We start from the raw sequence: 14,127 nt of genomic DNA, 5'->3' as shown, positions 1-14,127 counted from the left end.
CAGAGGGCGAGCAAAAATTATTACAGGGCTGAGGTATATATGAAGTTATCAGAGTTGAATGCCGGAGATCGGGCTGAGGTAATATCGGTCGCCGCAGAGCCTGCCATAAGGCGTAGGCTCATGGATCTGGGCTTGGTAAGAGGTACGGAGCTTGAGGTGCTCAGGTTCGCCCCGCTTGGGGATCCCATAGAGATCAGTTGTAAAGGGCTTCTGCTGACGATGCGGCGGAACGAGGCCGAAGGGGTTGGGGTAAACAAACTCGAAGCCGTGGAAAGCCACCCGAACGGAGGGCCCGGATTACGCAGACGCCACCGTTTCGGGAAACGAGCATGAGCCAGCACAAAACCATCACGGTCGCGCTTGCCGGAAATCCGAATGCGGGCAAGTCGTCGCTGTTCAACGCGCTGACCGGCGCTCACCAGCGCGTGGGCAATTTTCCCGGCGTAACCATCGAAAAGCACGAAGGTTATCTTGATTACTGCGATTACCGCATTACCGTGGTCGATCTGCCGGGCACCTACTCGCTGACGCCATACTCGCCGGAAGAGATCGTGACCCGCCCTTCATCATCGACGAAAAGCCCGACGTGGTGGTAAACGTGGTCGAGGGCACAAACCTCGAACGCAACCTGATGCTCACCGTGCAGCTCATGGAGATGGAGCTCGATCTGCTCGTGGCGCTGAACATGATGGACGAGGTCGAGGAAAAGGGCATTTCGATCGATCTCGACCAGCTCGAACGGCTCTTGGGCAGCCACATCGTGCCGATCTCCGCGCGCAACCGCAAGGGACTTGATGATCTGCTCGACCACATCGTCAGCGTCAGCGAGGGGCGGATCGAGATCAGAAAAACAAGATCACCTTCAGCGCCGAGGTTGAAAAGGCGATCAACAAAATCGCCGGCATGCTCTCGCACGAGCGCGAACTCGACGCGGCGTCGAACCACCGGTGGCTCGCCATCAAGCTGCTTGAAAACGACCGTGAGGTCTACACCCAGGTGCAGAAATACCCGGTGTGGGTCAAGATTGAGCTGGCATTGCAGGAGGCGATCACGGAGTGCGGCATTCTGCACAGCACCGATCCCGAAGCGCTCATCACCGAGGATCGCCACGCCTTCGTGCGCGGCGCGATGCAGGAGTGCGTGCGCAAGCCGAAGACGACGCGGGCCTCGGCGAGCGACTACATCGACATGGTGGTGCTGAACCGGGTGCTCGGGCTGCCAATCTTTTTCCTCGTCGTCTGGGCGATCTTTCAGCTCACCTTCACACTCGGCAAGCCCCTGATGGAGGCGATCGCCTATGCCTTCGGCCTGCTTTCGGAAACGGTTGCGCCGCACCTGCCCGCTGGAATGGTGCGTTCGATCTTTGTTGACGGCGTGATCTCCGGCGTGGGCAGCGTGGTGGTGTTTCTGCCAAACATCGTGCTGCTCTTCATGGGGCTGTCGTTCCTCGAAGCCTCCGGCTACATGGCTCGCGCTGCCTTCGTGATCGACAAGGTGATGCACCGCTTCGGGCTGCACGGCAAGTCGTTCATTCCAATGATCACCGGCTTCGGCTGCTCAATTCCAGCCATCATGGCCACACGCACGCTCAAAAGCCGCTCGGATCGCCTGGCGACCATCATGACGATTCCCTTCATGAGCTGCGGCGCGAAGCTGCCGGTGTACGTGCTGCTCGCCGGAGCGTTTTTCCCGCCAGCGATGGCCGCCAACGTGATGTTCGGCATCTACCTGCTCGGCATCATGATCGGCCTCTGGACGGCGTGGCTGCTCAAGTCAACCGTGCTAAAAAGCGACTCCGAGCCGTTCGTGATGGAGCTGCCTCCCTACCGATGGCCGACGCTCACCTCGGTGGTGTTCCAGGCGCGGATGAAGGCCGTGATGTACCTGAAAAAAGCAGGAACGCTGATTCTCGGCGCGGTGATCCTGATCTGGGCAGCCAGCAACTTCCCGCGAAGCCAAGCGCTCGACGCGGAGCTCGCACAAGAAAAGGCGAAGATCGAGGCGGCGGCGGTTGCGCCGGGGCTGAAAGCGGAGCAGTTGCAGAAGCTCGAAGCTCGCATCGAAGCAAGCCAGCTCGAATACTCGCTCGCCGGACGCAGCGGGAAACTGCTTGAGCCGCTCATCCGCCCGCTCGGCTTCGACTGGCGGATCGGAATCTCGCTGGTGACGGGCCTCGCCGCAAAAGAGGTGGTGGTTTCGACGCTCGGCACGATTTTCTCGATAGGCCATGCCACCGGCGAGACAAGCCTTTCGGAGATTCTCCGAAGCGAACCGGGATTCAGCAAGGCTACCGCGCTGAGCCTGATGGTGTTCGTGCTGCTCTACATCCCCTGCGTGGCGGCGGTTGGCGTGATGAAAAAAGAGGTCGGCGCCTGGAAGCCGGTGCTCCTCTACTCCGCCTACGTGCTCGCGGTGGCCTGGATCGCCTCCTTCATCACCTACAGGCTGGCGCTCTTGTGGATGTGAGGAGAATCCCTTCTTTCACAATCTCCCCAAACGAAAAACGGCTGCCTTTCCTGGCAGCCGTTTTCATATTCGCCCCTATAGACCTATAGGTACTATTTGACCTCTACCGTGGCTTCAGCCTCCGACTGTTCGCTTGGGGCGCTGATAAGGCCCGCGTCCTCGGCACGGAGGATAATGTCTTCGATAGGCAGGTTCATCGGCGCGGGCTTGCCGTCGAGCATCGTGATGGCTTTGGCCGGATGGGCCGCCATGTGCTCGTTCATCGCTTTTTCCCAGCGGGCCTGCGTCTCCGGATCGAGCGTGTTCCATGAGAGGCGTCCTCGGCATTTCGGGAATTTCGAGCAGCCCAGCCACAACCCTCGTTTGCCGGTTCTGAGATACATAGGCGCGCCGCATTTCGGGCAGGCGAGGTCGGTGGTAATGGGTGGCGTCTTGATTGGCTCGATGTGGCGCTGCTTGCTGAGGTTGAGCAGGGTGTTGCACTTCGGGTAGTTCGAGCAGGCCAGAAACGGACCGAGCCGTCCGTTGCGCAAGAGCATGTGCCCTTCGCCGCATACCGGGCAGCGCACACCGGTCTCCTTCGGCTTGGCCTTGTTGGTGGTGATCGCCTTGACGTTCTTGCACTTCGGATAGTCCGAGCAGCCGAGAAACTTGCCGCTGGTCGTCCACTTGACAATCATGTGCCCCTTGCCGCACTTTTCGCAGAGCACGGCATCGCGGTTCTGCGGAATGAGCGGATCGCTTTTACGGTGGCTCAAAACCGATTCGAGCGGGCGATAGAAGCTGTCGAGCACCTTTTCATACTCGTCGTCGCCTGAGGCAACCTTGTCGAGTTCGTCCTCCATCTCCGCCGTGAAGCGGACGTTGAAGAGATCAGGAAAATTGGCTACGAGAATCGCCGAGACATCACGTCCCAGTTCGGTTGGAATGATCTTCTTCTTCTGTAGCTCGACGTATCGCCGCTCCTGAAGGGTCGAGAAGATCGAGGCGTAGGTCGATGGGCGCCCGATGCCGTAGTTGTCGAGCTCCTTGACGAGGCTCGCCTCGGTGTAGCGGGCTGGTGGACGGGTGAAGCTCTGGCGGCGGTCAAGTTCGGCCATCTTGAGTTGCTCGTCAACAGAAAGTCGCTCGGGCAGCTTGACGATCTGCTCCTTTTCGAGCTCGTCACGGGTGGACTTCTGCGCTTCATAGTCGAGCTCCTGCTGGTCGTCGTAGACACGGAAAAAACCGGGAAAGAGTACCTTGTTGCCGGTGGCGCGGAAGACGAACTCCTTTTTCTGATCCTCCACATCAACGCGGGTCTGCTCGATCTTGGCCGGGGCCATCATCGAGGCGACGAAGCGCTTCCAGATCAGTTCGTAGAGTTTGAACTGGTCGGGCGTCAGGTGACGGCGGAGCGATTCGGGCGTGCGCGTCACCGAGGTAGGACGAATCGCTTCGTGCGCGTCCTGGGCGTTCTTGCCCGCCTTGCCCTGGCCGCCGAAACCCTTGTACTCCGGGCCGAACTGCTGCGAAATGTAGTCGTGCGCCTGAGCAACTGCCTCGCCGCTGATGCGGGTCGAGTCGGTACGCATGTAGGTGATGAGACCGGTCGCGCCCTCCGAGCCCAGTTCGATTCCTTCGTAGAGCTGCTGGGCGGTGCGCATCGTCTTCTGCGAACCGAAGCCGAGCTGGTTCGAGGCGGCCTGCTGCAACAGCGAGGTGGTAAACGGCAGCGGCTGCTTGCGCTGGATCACCTTCGGCACGATCTCGCCGATGGCGAACAGACGCCCCTGAATGGCCGCAGCAATCGCTTCGGCCTGCTCGCCGGAGGTGATCTCCGGCTTCTCGCCCTTGACTTTTACCAGCTTCGTCCGGAAGGTCTCCCCATTTTCCGTGGTGAAGTCGGCGTAGATCGTCCAGTACTCCTGCGGCGTAAAGGCCTCGATCTCCGTTTCACGCTCACAGATCAGCCGGAGCGCCACGGACTGCACGCGGCCTGCCGAAAGCCCACGATAGACAACATTCCAGAGGAATGGACTGATCTTGTAGCCGACGATCTTGTCGAGACCCTGCCGGGTCTGCTGCGAGCGCACGAGCCGGTAGTCGATCTGCTGCGGATGGCCGATGGCCTCGACGATAGCATTCTTGGTGATTTCGTTGAAGAGCACGCGGAATACCGGCTTGCGGGCGAATTCGATCTCGTTGGAGATGTGCCAGGCAATGGCCTCGCCTTCGCGGTCAGGGTCGGTGGCAATCAGCACCTTGTCGGCCTCCCCGGCAAGCTTCTTGAGCTGCCGCACCACCTTCTCCTTGCCAGCGATCACTTCATAGCGCGGTTCGTAGTGGTTGTCAAAGTCGATGCCGATCTCTTTTTTCGGCAAGTCCTTGATATGACCGACTGAAGCGTAGACCGTGTAATCGTCGCCCAGATATTTGTTGATGGTTTTCGCCTTGGATGGAGACTCGACAACGATGAGGGTCTTGTTCCTGGCCGAAGGGGTTGCGCTTTTTGAAGCCATTGCGATTGATCCCTGTTGCTTTGGGATTGCGGGCAACCCGACGCCGCAGCCGGAAGATGCCTTTGCAAATAATGACGGAAAAGATAGGGCTTGCCCGCCAAAAAACAAACTTTGCAAGATTCGCGGTTATTGCCGGTGTGCTCAAGAATTTATGGCAACAGGCTTCGATCTGCACTGGAAGCTAAGCGATTTATTGCTTATTATTATCCCAATCAATAAACAGCACAGGCCATGGCTCATCGCCTCGAGCGAGAGCGGCCATGCTGTGAAACGGTTGTTCAACTCCGCCCCAATGCATAGCGACGATTTCAACGCATATCATGAAAGACTCTTTATCCAGGCAATGTATCAGGCCACTGAGCCTCCTGCTCTTTTTTGTGCTGTTTGCCTCCCGCCTCCTGGCCGAGACCTCCGGGCAGGAGGCAGTGTTCTTGCAGGTCACCAATGGTCCTGAACAGGGATATACAATCAAAGTACAGGGGAGTACCCAGGCTGATGGCGTTTTTCTGGCTGACATCGGCTCCTTTACCCGCGCCCTTCGCCTCGGCAGCGTATTCGATGGCAAGCAGATGCAGATCGACGAAGCGTTCGGCGACACGGTAACGAGCTGCATCCTCATGGAAGGCAGCAATTTTGCGGTCATCGCCTCCGCTGCAGGGGACACCCCGAAAAGGGTTTTGCAGCTCGCTTCGGCTCCTGTCATACGACGGGACAAGGTCTATCTGCCGGTTGACCAGGCGTGCCGGATGTTTACGCTCTGGCTTGGCCGGCAGGTGCGATACAACGCTTCGGAGAACAAAATCGATGCCACGCTCGGCAGCCGGTGGCCGGACGCCTCACTGCAATCCGTCGGACGCCTGCCTGATGATGCCCAGCCAAAACCAACGGAATTGACCACACCGTCATCGGACGACCGCACGGACACCGGCTCCGCCGGAGAAAAAACCCTGATCGACGGCATCAAGATCGAAACCCGCGCAAACGGCGCAGTTATCCGGTTTTCAGCTTCCGGCGCCATGCGTAACGCCTCTTTTCTCAGGCCGGACAAGAGCGGCACTCTCTATCTGACCATTGAAAATGCCGCTGGAAGTCCTGCTCGTCTTGCGAGGAATTATCCGGAAGGGGTGGTCAAATCGATCAGCCCTAAGCTTCTCGACAACGGAGCCATGCAGTTCACCATTGCACTCAATATTCCGACCTCTTCGATCAAATCATCGTCGTTTAGGTATGATGCCAGAAAAAATGATTATGTCATCTCCATCATGAATGACGTCGATGTCGAAGCCATTCATTTGTCGGAAAAAGAGCGTCGCATCCAGGAGGGTCTGAGCCGTGACGTAGACAAGTGGAAGCTCGACGCAGTGGTCATCGACGCCGGCCATGGCGGAAAAGATCCCGGCGCAATCGGCACGCAGGGCACTCGCGAAAAGGATGTGGTACTGAACATCGCCCGCGACCTCGGCATGTTCATCAGGCAGAAGTGGCCCGATGTCAAGGTGATCTACACCCGCAAGGAGGACCGCTTCATTCCTCTCAAAGAGCGCGGTCAGATCGCAAACCGCTACGGCGGTAAAATCTTTGTCAGCATCCACTGCAACTCCAGCGCGAACAACAGCAAGGTGCGCGGGCCGGAGGTCTACATTCTCGGTCCTCATAAAACGGATGCCGCTCTCAAGGTGGCTATGTTTGAAAACTCGGTTATCACCGGCGAGGAGAACTCCGCAGAAAAATACAAAGGTTTTTCCGACGAGTATCTCATCATGAGCAGCATGGCACAGAGCGCCTTTGCAACGCAATCGACCGAGCTGGCGCAGGATGTGCTCCAGCGCCTGAGCCGTGACGGCAGCAACACCAGACTCGGTGTGCGGCAGGCTGGATTCATGGTGCTCTGGACTCCCTCGATGCCAAGCATTCTGGTCGAGACCGGCTACCTGTCCAACCCCTCCGAAGAGAAGCTCCTGCGCGACCGCAAGGAACAGACCAAGATAGCCTACGCCATTTTCCAGGGCCTGCAACAGTATCGATCAAGATATGAGACCCGGATGACAACGGCGGCGCGTCCGGTCAATTGACGGCTTACCCACGCGCAGCTCCACTGTTTTCAACGGTCCAACAAGTCCCTCCGTGCCATTTGAGCGGAATTTCTTTTTGCATAGTTGTCAACCGTCAGATAAATTCCGGTTTACAAATTGATTCCTGCAGCGAGTTTTTCTTTTCAGATCCAGACTATCTCCCATCATGCACGGCTTCCGTCACCATGATTTTTTGCCGCTAGCGGCTGCCTCGGGCGTGGAGGTGGCATGAATCCGGTAACGGCGACCATTCTGCAACGCCTCGCCGGTGATGGCGGATTTGTTTCCGGAGGCGATCTCTGTGACGAGCTGCAGATCAGCCGAAGCGCGGTGTGGAAGCATATTGTCGCTCTGAGAAAAGCCGGATATGCCATTGAGGCGACAAGCGGCAAAGGGTACCGCCTCGAAAGCCTGACCGGCTCGCCGGTTGCTGAGGAGGTTGCGCCGCTGCTCCATACCACGTCATTCGGGCGAAACTTCACCTTTCTTGAAAGCATTGACTCGACCAACCTCCGGGCGCAGGCACTCGCACGGGAGGGCGCGACGGAGGGAACGGTCGTCGTTGCCGACAGCCAGACGGGAGGGCGGGGGCGAATGCGCCGCGCGTGGGTTTCGCCCGCGGGGGTGAATCTCTATTGCTCGATTGTGCTGCGCCCGCCCGTGCCCTCCGTCCGCATGCCAGAAATCCCGCTCGTGGCGGCAGCGGCGATTCACGAGGCGGTCGCGCGGGAGTGCCCCGGCCTTTCGGCCTTCATCAAGTGGCCGAACGACATCATCGCGGGCGGGCGAAAGCTCTGCGGCATCCTGTGCGAAATGGAGTCCGAGCCGGACTGCACCCACTTCGTAGTGGTCGGCTTCGGGCTGAACGTCAACCTCGATCCCGTGCCGGAGGAGCTGCGAGAGATCGCCACCTCCATCGCCATCGAGACCGGCTCGCGACTGTCCCGCGCACAGCTGCTCGCCGCCGTGCTCAACCGCTTCGAGCAGCTCTACCGCGACTGGCTCGAAAAGGAGGACCTGGCGTTCATCCTGCCATACCTCGAAACGCACGCCTGGCTCAAAGGGCGCGAACTGAAGATTGAGCAGTTCAACACGGTGCTCGTCGGCACGGAGACCGGGCTGTCGCCGCAGGGCCACCTTCTCTTGCGCACCGCCGATGGCGCGATTCAGCCCGTCACTTCGGGCGAGGCGCACCTGCTCCCCGTCAACCATGAACCGAGAACCGCATGAAGTCACGATTGCATCAAGATATTGAAAAAGCTTACGGCGTGCTCGACACCGGCGAGCCGCTCTCGCTCGAACTCGCCCTGGCGCTGGGGCGGCTGCCCGATGCCGAGGTGCTCGACCTCGTGTCGCTGGCCAACAAGGTCAAGGCCCGCCACGCCGCGAACCACGGGGCGATTCACGCCTGTTCGATCATGAATGCCAAGTCAGGCGTGTGCGGCGAGAACTGCCGCTTCTGCGCCCAGTCGAAGCACAACAGCGCCGAGGTCGAGGTCTATGAACTGGTCGATGAGAACAAGGTGCTCGAACAGGCGCGGAGCGCGTGGGAGCAGGGAATCGGTCACTTCGGGATCGTGACCAGCGGCTACGGTTACCTGAAGGTGACGCCAGAGTTCGAGAAGATTCTCGGCATGATCGACCGGCTGCATCGCGAACTTCCCGGCCTGTACGTCTGCGCTTCGCTCGGCGTGCTTGGCGACCAGCCCGCCGCCGAACTCGCCCGCCACGGCGTCGCGCACTACAACATCAACATCCAGGTCGATCCGGGCCGCTACGGCGAGCTGATCGCAAACACGCACGGCGTTGACGAGCGCATCGAGACGATCCGGCGGCTCCGCTCGAACAGCATCGGCGTGTGCTGCGGCGGCATCATCGGCGTCGGCGAATCGATGCAGGAGCGCATCGGCATGATCTTCGCGCTGCGCGAGCTCGACGTGGCGGTCATTCCGCTCAACGTGCTGGTGCCGATCGACGGCACGCCACTCGAAGGTGCCGCGCCGGTGAGCGTGCCGGAGATCGCCAAAACCTTCGCCATCTGCCGCCTCGCGCACCCGACGAAAATCATCAAGTTCGCCGCCGGGCGCGAAACCGTCATGAAGGATTTTCAGGGTCTCCTGATGCTCGCCGGGGCAGACGGCTTCCTCACCGGCGGCTATCTGACGACGCGGGGACGAGACATTTCCGCCGACCGCCAGCTCGCCGCGCAACTTTCAAGGTTCTCATGAGCGGCGGAGTTACGAACACGGGCCAGGTCGAGCAGCCGATTGTGGCCGACATCGCGCTGGAGCTTGCGAAGCTCAAGGCGAAACAGCGCTTCCGCTCCATTCCCGCCACCGGCGAGCGGAGCGGGCGGTTCGTCACCGTTGACGGGCGCAAGCTGCTGAACCTCTCCTCGAACGACTATCTCAGCCTCGGAACTGATCGCGAGCTGTTCAGCTCGTTCATCGCACAGATTCGGGATGATCGGTTCGACGACGGACGGTACGCCATGACCAGCTCCTCGTCGCGCCTGCTGACTGGCCACCACCCGGTCTGCGACCAGCTCGAATCGGCGATTGCCGCCGCCTACGGCAGCGAAGCGGCGCTCGTTTTCAACAGCGGCTACCACGCCAACACCGGTATTCTGCCCGCGCTCGCCACCCGCCACGACCTGATCCTCAGCGACCGGCTCAACCACGCCAGCATCATCGACGGCCTACGGATCTCGGACGCCGATTACCGCCGCTTCCGCCACGCCGATTATGAGCACCTCGAAGAGCAGCTCGAAACCGCCGCCAGAGAGCGCTACCGGCAGATTTTCATCATCACCGAATCGGTCTTCAGCATGGACGGCGACCTTGCCGACCTGCGCCGTCTGGTCAAGCTGAAGCGTCGTTACGGCGCGGTGCTGATCGTGGACGAAGCGCACGGCGTCGGCGTCTTCGGCGAGCGGGGCCTCGGCCTCTGCGAAGCGCTCGGCGTGACGAAGGAGATCGACATCATCGTCGGCACCTTCGGCAAGTCATTCGCCTCCGCCGGGGCCTACGCTGTCATGCGCGGCCTCTTCCGGGAATACCTCGTCAACACGATGCGCACGCTCATCTTCACCACCGCCCTGCCGCCGATGGCCCTGAGCTGGAGCCTTGCGACCTTCACGAAGCAGCTCGGAATGGAGCGGGAGCGCGAGCACCTGCTCCGTCTCTCAGCAACCTTGCGCGACCGGCTCCGCGAGGCGGGATTCGACGTGCCCGGCCAGAGCCACATCGTGCCGGTGGTGCTGGGCGAAGACCGCAAAGCGGTCGCGATGACCGGAGCATTGCGCGAAGCGGGCTTCCATGCCCTGCCGGTGCGCCCGCCGACGGTGCCCGAAAACAGCTCTCGGCTGCGCTTTTCACTCCGCGCCGACCTGACGAGCGACGACATCGCCGCCCTCACGGAAACCATGAAAAAGGGCGCGGTATGAAGGCGGAGTGGATCGTTCGCAATGACAGCCGCGACCTGCTGCTCTTTTTCAACGGCTGGGGGATGGATCGCCGCGTGGCCGACTGGCTCGTTTCGGCGTGGCCGGGCGACGAACGCGACATCGCCGTGCTTTACGACTACCGCGACCTCACGCTTCCCGCGTGGCTCGGCGAGGCGATGGCCGAGGCCCGCGCTGTCGATCTCGTCGCCTGGTCACTCGGCGTCTGGGCGGCGGCGAATGCCAGACTCGAAAAGATCGACCGCGCTGTGGCGATCAACGGCACGCCGACGCCGGTCGATGCGGAGCGGGGCATTCCACCGGAGATTTTCGCGGGGACGCTCGAAGGGTGGAACGACGCCAACCGCAAGCGCTTCGAGCGCCGGATGACGGGCGGCATTCCGCCGGAGATTGTCGAGGCCTCCCGTTCGGATCGCGCCGCCGCCGACCAGCAGGCGGAGCTTCGCTCGATTGGCGAGGCGGTCGCCGGATTTCCGTCAGGATCGTCTGCGCCGTGGAAATTCTCGAAAGCGCTGACCGGAGGCCGCGACCTCATCTTCTCAGCCGAAAACCAGCGCCGGGCGTGGCGCGAGGCGGGGGTTCGCGTGACCGAAATCACCGCGATGCCCCACTTCCCGTTCACCCACATCGCCGGATGGCGGGAGCTTTTCGCATGAGCGGCGTGATCGACAAGCAGCTCGTACGCCGTCGCTTCCGGCGGGCGCTGCCAACCTACGCCGGTCACGCTGAGGTACAACGGCGCATGGGCGCGCGGCTGGTCGCGATGCTCGAAAGCGCCGGAGCCGCACCTCACTTTGGGCGCGTCTTCGAGTTCGGCTGCGGCTCGGCCATGCTCACCTCGATGCTCTTCGAGCGCCACTCGGCGGATGAATTCTTCGCCAACGACCTGGTCGCTGAAAGCCGCGTCTTTGTCGAACAGGCGATCGCAGAATGGCAGGTCGGGCGACTTGAGTTCCTGCCGGGCGACGTCGAAAAGCTCGACTCGCTGCCAGAAAATCTCGACCTCGCCGTGTCGAACGCTACGGTGCAGTGGCTGCACGAACCGGCGCGCTTTTTCGAGCGCCTCGCCGGGTCGATGAAGCCGGGCGGCGTTGTGGCATTCAGCACCTTCGGCGAACAGAACATGCGCGAAATCACCACGCTCGGCGAAGCGGCGCTGCCCTACCGGAGCCTCGCTGAAATCGCCACGCTGGCGGGTGATTCGTTCGAGTTGATCGAGATCGAAGATGAAATCGTCCGGCAGGAGTTCGACACGCCGGAAGCGGTGCTCCGCCACATCCGCGAAACCGGCGTGAACGGCGTCGCCAGCCGCACCTGGACGCGCTCGCACTACCTCGATTTTCTGCACCGCTACCGCGCTTCGTACTCGACCGGACACGGCGTCGCGCTCACCTGGCATCCGGTGTATTGCTGTTTCAGGAGGAAATAATCATGAGAGGAGAGGTACTCGCTATTTCCGGCATCGACACCGGCATCGGCAAAACCGTCGCCACCGGCCTGCTCGCCCGACACTTCACCGAATCAGGAGTGCGAACGATCACCCAGAAGATCGCGCAGACCGGTTGCGAAGGCGTATCGGAGGACATCACCGCGCACCGCGAGCTGATGGGTATCGAGTTGCAGGAGGCCGACCGCGATGGCACAACCTGCCCATATGTGTTCCGCTTTCCGGCCTCGCCACACCTGGCCGCTGAAATGGAGGGGCGCGAAATTGACATCATGACGATCCGGCGCAGCACCTTCAGGTTGCAGAAGCTCTTCGATCTGGTGCTGCTCGAAGGGGTCGGCGGGCTGCTCGTGCCGCTCACGCCGGAGCTGCTCTTCGCCGACTACGTGCGCGACGCGGGTTACGACCTCCTTCTGGTCAGCTCCTCGCGGCTCGGCAGCATCAACCACACGCTCCTCTCGCTCGAAGCGTGCGCCACGCGCGGCATTCCTGTCCGAGCCGTCATTTACAACCGCTACTTCGAGGCGGACGAAACCATCGCCACCGACACGCGCAAGGTGATAGCGGCGGGCCTGAAGCGCTGCGGCTTCGGCGACGCGCCGGTGATCGACCTCAACGCCAGCGGCCTCTCAGCAACGGCGGACGAATTGCGGCGTATCCTGAACCTTCCGGGCCAATGACGATAGACCTCGATTTCGACCGCTGCCACCTCTGGCACCCTTACACCTCGATGAAGGAGCCGCTGCCCGTGTATCCCGTCGCCGGAGCCAGCGGCGTGATGATCGAGCTGGAGGACGGGCGGAAACTCATCGACGGCATGTCGTCGTGGTGGGCGGCGATTCACGGCTACAACCATCCGGCGCTGAACCGCGCCGTGACCGAGCAAATTGGACGCATGAGCCATGTGATGTTCGGCGGCCTGACGCACGAACCGGCCATCGAGCTTGGGAAAATTCTCACCGGCCTCTTGCCCGATCCACTCGACCGCGTCTTCTTCTGCGACTCCGGCTCGGTATCGGTCGAGGTGGCGATCAAGATGTCGCTGCAATACTGGCAGGCCGCCGACAAGCCTGGCAAAAAGCGCCTCCTCACCGTGCGCTCCGGCTATCACGGCGACACCTTCATGGCAATGTCGCTCTGCGATCCGGTGACGGGAATGCACAGCCTCTTCAGCGGTGCAGTGCCCGAACAGCTCTTCGTCGAAGCGCCATCGTGCGGCTTCGGCGAGCCGTGGCGCGAGGAGGCGATTACCGGGATGCGGCAGGCGCTGGAAACTCACGCCGACACCATCGCGGCAGTCATCATCGAGCCAATCGTACAGGGCGCGGGCGGGATGCGCTTCTACAATCCGCGCTACCTGCAACGGCTGCGCGAACTATGCTCGGAGCACGGCGTGCTGCTGATTTTCGACGAGATCGCCACCGGCTTCGGGCGCACGGGCCGGATGTTTGCGATGGAGCACGCGGGTGTTATCCCTGACATCGTCTGCCTCGGCAAGGCACTTACCGGCGGCTACATGACCCTCGCTGCCACGGTCGCGAGCGGTCACGTCGCCAACACCATCTCCGGCGGAAATCCCGGCCTCTTCATGCATGGCCCCACCTTCATGGCCAACCCGCTCGCCTGCGCGGTCGCCGTGGCGAGCCTGAAGCTGCTGCTCTCCGGCGACTGGCAGACCGACGTGCGACGCATCGAACGCCAGCTCGCTGAAGGACTTGCACCCTGCGCGAAGTTCGACGGTGTGCGCGACGTGCGGGCACTCGGTGCCATCGGCGTGGTTGAACTCGACCACCCTGTCGATATGGCGAGCATCCAGCAAGCCTTCGTCGAGCGAGGCGTCTGGGTTCGTCCCTTCGGACGGCTGGTCTATCTCATGCCGCCATTCATTATCCGTGACGACGAGCTGGCTCGTCTCACATCAGTAATCTGCGAGGTCATTGGGGCGGAATACAGATGAATGTCGTATATTCAGAAGAGCTTTAACGGTATATATATTTTTTTCTCCTGTCATCCTGTCCATCCGCCTTTTGGCGGATCATGCGATAACCCACAACCAACACTCTTATGACCTCACAACCAGCACCAGAATAACGGCGACAATGGCCGCCGAGGAAGCCGCGCGGAAGCAAGCTGCTGCCGCATATGGGGATAAATTGATGAAGGGTATGGGAAGCCAAG

The 14,127-nt window shown here is 61.0% G+C and carries 10 protein-coding genes and 1 pseudogene; 10 read left to right on the top strand and 1 reads right to left on the bottom strand.

Translation table 11 applies throughout. The annotated features are described in order from the left end of the window. The first annotated feature begins 39 nt into the window (after positions 1 to 39). Both NY406_RS10980 and feoB read left to right on the top strand, forming a co-directional pair. Complete coding sequence (locus NY406_RS10980; protein WP_260534387.1) at positions 40 to 333, top strand: ferrous iron transport protein A; 294 nt, start codon at positions 40 to 42, stop codon at positions 331 to 333. Next, a pseudogene (gene feoB, locus NY406_RS10975) lies at positions 330 to 2,466 on the top strand (ferrous iron transport protein B). The gene NY406_RS10980 and the pseudogene feoB overlap by 4 nt, the downstream one beginning before the upstream one ends. A gap of 92 nt (positions 2,467 to 2,558) precedes the next feature. Here the strand turns inward: feoB and topA are convergent. Beyond that, positions 2,559 to 4,967 (bottom strand): type I DNA topoisomerase, encoded by a 2,409-nt coding sequence (gene topA / locus NY406_RS10970; protein WP_260534385.1) that lies wholly within the window; start codon positions 4,965 to 4,967, stop codon positions 2,559 to 2,561. Positions 4,968 to 5,287: 320 nt separating this feature from the next. Between topA and NY406_RS10965 the strand changes: the two genes are divergently transcribed. The 8 genes from NY406_RS10965 to bioA all read left to right on the top strand — a co-directional run bounded on the left by NY406_RS10965 (position 5,288) and on the right by bioA (position 13,906). Further along, a complete protein-coding gene (locus NY406_RS10965; RefSeq protein WP_260534383.1) occupies positions 5,288 to 7,039 on the top strand; it encodes an N-acetylmuramoyl-L-alanine amidase in 1,752 nt (583 codons plus the stop codon). Between the two features lie 228 nt (positions 7,040 to 7,267). After that, positions 7,268 to 8,269, top strand: coding sequence for a biotin--[acetyl-CoA-carboxylase] ligase (locus tag NY406_RS10960; RefSeq protein ID WP_260534381.1), 1,002 nt, complete (start codon positions 7,268 to 7,270; stop codon positions 8,267 to 8,269). Further along, positions 8,266 to 9,267 (top strand): biotin synthase BioB, encoded by a 1,002-nt coding sequence (bioB, locus tag NY406_RS10955; RefSeq protein ID WP_260534379.1) that lies wholly within the window; start codon positions 8,266 to 8,268, stop codon positions 9,265 to 9,267. The genes NY406_RS10960 and bioB overlap by 4 nt, the downstream gene beginning before the upstream one ends. Further along, positions 9,264 to 10,484, top strand: coding sequence for an aminotransferase class I/II-fold pyridoxal phosphate-dependent enzyme (locus NY406_RS10950; RefSeq protein ID WP_260534377.1), 1,221 nt, complete (start codon positions 9,264 to 9,266; stop codon positions 10,482 to 10,484). The genes bioB and NY406_RS10950 overlap by 4 nt, the downstream gene beginning before the upstream one ends. Then, a complete protein-coding gene (locus NY406_RS10945; protein ID WP_260534375.1) occupies positions 10,481 to 11,158 on the top strand; it encodes a DUF452 family protein in 678 nt (225 codons plus the stop codon). The genes NY406_RS10950 and NY406_RS10945 overlap by 4 nt, the downstream gene beginning before the upstream one ends. After that, complete coding sequence (gene bioC, locus NY406_RS10940) at positions 11,137 to 11,931, top strand: malonyl-ACP O-methyltransferase BioC (RefSeq protein WP_260534373.1); 795 nt, start codon at positions 11,137 to 11,139, stop codon at positions 11,929 to 11,931. Before NY406_RS10945 ends, bioC begins: the two co-directional genes overlap by 22 nt. 2 nt (positions 11,932 to 11,933) lie before the next feature. Then, positions 11,934 to 12,629 carry a dethiobiotin synthase gene (gene bioD / locus NY406_RS10935; RefSeq protein WP_260534371.1) on the top strand — a complete coding sequence of 232 codons (696 nt, stop codon included), beginning with the start codon at positions 11,934 to 11,936 and terminating at the stop codon, positions 12,627 to 12,629. Beyond that, the gene (gene bioA / locus NY406_RS10930) at positions 12,626 to 13,906 is read left to right on the top strand and encodes an adenosylmethionine--8-amino-7-oxononanoate transaminase (RefSeq protein WP_260534369.1); all 1,281 of its coding nucleotides are present in this window, start codon (positions 12,626 to 12,628) and stop codon (positions 13,904 to 13,906) included. Before bioD ends, bioA begins: the two co-directional genes overlap by 4 nt. Positions 13,907 to 14,127: the final 221 nt, after the last annotated feature.

This window comes from Chlorobaculum sp. MV4-Y (assembly GCF_025244685.1).
Classification (GTDB): domain Bacteria; phylum Bacteroidota; class Chlorobiia; order Chlorobiales; family Chlorobiaceae; genus Chlorobaculum.
Note: the sequence above shows the minus strand (reverse complement) of the source record. Positions and strands in the feature narration are given on the sequence as shown.

Bases quoted from the DNA above. Each gene is read 5' to 3' on its own strand.
- NY406_RS10980 (WP_260534387.1), top strand. From the start codon at position 40: ATGAAGTTATCAGAGTTGAATGCCGGAGATCGGGCTGAGGTAATATCG.
- topA (WP_260534385.1), bottom strand. From the start codon at position 4,967: ATGGCTTCAAAAAGCGCAACCCCTTCGGCCAGGAACAAGACCCTCATC.
- NY406_RS10965 (WP_260534383.1), top strand. From the start codon at position 5,288: ATGAAAGACTCTTTATCCAGGCAATGTATCAGGCCACTGAGCCTCCTG.
- NY406_RS10960 (WP_260534381.1), top strand. From the start codon at position 7,268: ATGAATCCGGTAACGGCGACCATTCTGCAACGCCTCGCCGGTGATGGC.
- bioB (WP_260534379.1), top strand. From the start codon at position 8,266: ATGAAGTCACGATTGCATCAAGATATTGAAAAAGCTTACGGCGTGCTC.
- NY406_RS10950 (WP_260534377.1), top strand. From the start codon at position 9,264: ATGAGCGGCGGAGTTACGAACACGGGCCAGGTCGAGCAGCCGATTGTG.
- NY406_RS10945 (WP_260534375.1), top strand. From the start codon at position 10,481: ATGAAGGCGGAGTGGATCGTTCGCAATGACAGCCGCGACCTGCTGCTC.
- bioC (WP_260534373.1), top strand. From the start codon at position 11,137: ATGGCGGGAGCTTTTCGCATGAGCGGCGTGATCGACAAGCAGCTCGTA.
- bioD (WP_260534371.1), top strand. From the start codon at position 11,934: ATGAGAGGAGAGGTACTCGCTATTTCCGGCATCGACACCGGCATCGGC.
- bioA (WP_260534369.1), top strand. From the start codon at position 12,626: ATGACGATAGACCTCGATTTCGACCGCTGCCACCTCTGGCACCCTTAC.